Origin of the sequence: Brachyspira pulli (assembly GCF_036997785.1) — a bacterium.
In the GTDB taxonomy this organism is placed as follows: Bacteria; Spirochaetota; Brachyspiria; order Brachyspirales; family Brachyspiraceae; genus Brachyspira; species Brachyspira pulli.
Map to the genome: position 1 here is coordinate 1 of NZ_JAWLQI010000118.1, position 3572 is coordinate 3572.

Genomic DNA, 3572 nt, shown 5'->3' on the forward strand with positions numbered 1-3572 from the left:
TGAAACAATTTTATTTTGTAATTTTTTATATTAAAGATATTATTGTGTAATTATCTTATATGTTAAATGTGATTAAATATATAAAAATAAAGGGGAGTATATTTACCCCCCCATTAATAAACAAGAATAAATTAATTTTAAATTTTTATTTTTCAAAAGGATATTTTATTTTCCAGCTTCTGCGTAAAGTATCCATTATATTCATTACTCTTAAAATATCTTCATGAGGCATTTCTTTGCATTCTAATTTGCCTTTATTGATAGCATCTACGCAAGAAAGTATTTGATATTCATAACCGCTTATTTGTTTTGGAACTTTTATTGTTTTTACAACTTTTCTGTCTAATGAATAAACTGTTATGCTTTCAGGATTATTTATATTTTTTACAACCATATATCCTTTATCACCATTTATAACACCTTCTCTGTTTGTTAATGCTGACATAGTGCTATTTAATACAGCCATTTTTCCGCCTTCAAAAGTTAAGGTAATAGAGTTTTGTTCGTCTACACCTTTTTTAGTTTTTACACAAGTAGAGTCTATTTTACTTATTTTATTTCCAAAAGCCATTAAAGCAAAATTTATAGTATAAACACCTACATCAAGCAATGCTCCTCCGGCTAATTCTGGTTCTATCAATCTAGGAACTTTATTTATAACATAACCTAAATTAGCAGTTAAAGAGCTTACTTTTCCTATTATACCGCTTTTTATAGTTTCATTTATTAATTGTCTGCTAGGCATATATCTAGTCCATATAGCTTCAGTAAGTAAAAGTTTTTTCTTTTTTGCAAGTATTAATACTTCTCTGGCTTGTTTTGCATTTACTGTAAAAGCTTTTTCGCATAATACATGCTTATTATTGTTTAAACATAATTTTATATGTTCATAGTGATGAGAATGAGGAGTAGCTATATATACTAAATCAACTTTTTCATCTTTTAGCATTTCTTCATAAGAACCGTAAAACTTTTTAAATCCGTATTTTTTAGCGAATGCTTTGCTTCTTTTCAAATCTCTTGCACTTACAGCATAAGATTCTACTTCTTTGATTTTTGATATAGTTTTAGCCATAGTTTCTGCTATTTTTCCTGCTCCTATGAACCCTATATTTATTTTTTTCATTGTTTTGCCCCTTAAATTATACTTTTTATATGAATAAGATAATATTAGAATTTTATTTATTGTCAATATAATTAAGTATGTATACTTGAATTTTTATGTTTTTTATATATTATAGTAAATTATGGAAGAGAATATAAACGAAACACAGCAAGAAAATAATAATGCAGATAATGTAAATACAGATACTTCAGCCAAAGAAGAAACAGAAAATAGTAAGCCGGATTATAAAGAGTTTACTGTTTCATTATCCAGTATAGATTATGAAGGGCCATTGTCTATACTTTTTGATATGCTTAAAAGAAGTGAAAAAAATATATATGAAGTTTCTATCTTGGAAATTATAGATCAGTTTGTAGAGTATTTAAAGGCTCAGGCTGCTTTGAATTTGGATTCTACAGGTGATTTTTTGGTTGTAGCATCAGAATTCCATTTATATAAATCAAAAATGCTTCTTCCTCGTGATATGGACGATGATAAATTTACAGATAGACTTAAATTTGAAATAGTAGAGCAGATGCTTGAGTTTCAAAGATATAAAATGGTTTCCGAAGAACTTGACAGACTTCAAGAGGCATCAGATTCTATATTTGAAAGAAAAGACACAGAAAGAGTTAAATTTTTTCAAAATAATGTTTCTTCAGAAGATAATGAGGTTGCTTGGAAAGATGTTACACTTTATGATTTAGTTTATGCATTTACAAAGGTTCAATTTGTACCGGAAACAGATTTGGCAGTACTTTCTGGAATGTCTAATTTCCATATAGATAATGCTATAGATATGATAAGAATTAAATTATCAGAAACATCAGTTTTTCCTTTTATTGTATTATTTAAAGACGGTGTTACAAAAAGACAGCTTGTTACATTCTTTTTGGCTATGCTTGAACTTGTTAAAGAAAAAGAAATTCTTCTTAAACAAGAGATGAGATTCAAAGAGATTTATGTATTTAAAAGAGATGAGAACTTTGTACCTAAAGTAGAAGAAACAGATGAATCAGATGATTATGAAGAATCAGCAGAAGAAAATAATAATTTAGAAGAAGTTTCTAATAATGGAGAAAATATAGAAGAAGCTGAAAAACTTAATGAAAATACTGAAAACAATTCTTCAGAAGAAAATAATCAAAATAATAACAATAATGAAAATTCTGAAAATATTCCTAATAATGAAAATTCAGATAATCAGAATCAATAAAATTTTTTAATATGTAAATTATGTACAAATATAAACCCAAAAATAAAGAAGAATTAAAAAAATTAGTAGAAGATAATAATATATATTTAGGCGATATTGATACCTCATTAATAACTGATATGTCGTATTTATTTTCAAAAACTAAGAGAAAAGATTATTCAGGTATAGAAAATTGGAATACAGAGAATGTTATTAATATGGAATCTATGTTTAATATATTTCATAATAATACTTTTAATCAATGTGTCAATAATTGGAATGTTTCTAAAGTTGAAAATATGAAAAGAATGTTTTCAGGCTGCAGTAAATTTAATCAGCCTTTAGACAAATGGGATATTTCAAAAGTAAATGATATGGGGGGAATGTTTTTAGCTTGTAAGGAATTTAATCAGAATATTAACAGCTGGAATGTATCTAATGTTAGAAATATGAAAGAGATGTTTTTTAATTGTTATAATTTTAATCAGCCTTTAGATAAATGGAATGTTTCTAATGTTGAAAATATGATTTGTATGTTTGCTGGTGCTTATAATTTTAATAAATCTTTAAATGATTGGGATATTTAAAATGTAAAATATATGCTTTCTATGTTTAATGGAGCAGGAAGTTTTAATAAGCCTTTAAATAAATGGAATACTGCAAAATTAGAAAATATGTATAGTATGTTTTATAATGCTATAATGTTTAATCAGGATTTATCAAATTGGAATTTGGATAATGTATCAGATTTAGCTTTTGCATTTGAAGAAACTCCATTAAAAAAGAATAATAAAATTCCTATACAATTTATAATTGCCGAACATGTAACAGCAAAGAATAAATCATCAAAGATTGAACAGTTTGAAATAATAAAAAATAATGTAAAAGAAGCATATAAAAGTATTATTAATTATAATAATAAAATATATACTGATTTTAGAATAATGCTTGAAAATGAATTTTATAGAGAATTATCAGAATTAAAAACGAATAATAATGAAGTATTAAATTTTATCAGTATAGAAGATATAGAGAATTCTATAAATTATGATAAAAAGAATAATCAAAAATTAAATTTTATTGATGATATAATAAAAGAAAAAGAAATAAAAGTTTTAACTAAAGATAAATCAAAAATTATAGGCATAAAAATAATAAAGTATATTTATTTAGAGTATTTTAATTTAAAAAAATATATTTATAAAATACAAACACTTGATAATATAATTAATTTTCTTGATGAAGAAAGTTTTAAAAATTGTATAAGAGAAA

At 24.5% G+C, this 3572-nt stretch carries 2 protein-coding genes and 1 pseudogene; 2 read left to right on the forward strand and 1 reads right to left on the reverse strand.

Features of this window, described 5'->3' with window-relative positions; translation table 11 throughout:
• Window positions 1–145 precede the first annotated feature (145 nt).
• Window positions 146–1126, reverse strand: a complete 981-nt coding sequence (locus tag R4K56_RS14525) for a Gfo/Idh/MocA family protein (protein WP_335772992.1) — start codon at window positions 1124–1126, stop codon at window positions 146–148.
• Between the two features lie 121 nt (window positions 1127–1247).
• Here R4K56_RS14525 and R4K56_RS14530 point away from each other — a divergent pair, with 121 nt between their 5' ends.
• Together R4K56_RS14530 and R4K56_RS14535 are read left to right on the forward strand one after the other, a co-directional pair.
• Window positions 1248–2321, forward strand: a complete 1074-nt coding sequence (locus tag R4K56_RS14530) for a segregation and condensation protein A (RefSeq protein ID WP_335772993.1) — start codon at window positions 1248–1250, stop codon at window positions 2319–2321.
• Between the two features lie 20 nt (window positions 2322–2341).
• Window positions 2342–3572, forward strand: a pseudogene (locus R4K56_RS14535) (BspA family leucine-rich repeat surface protein); the annotation flags it as partial.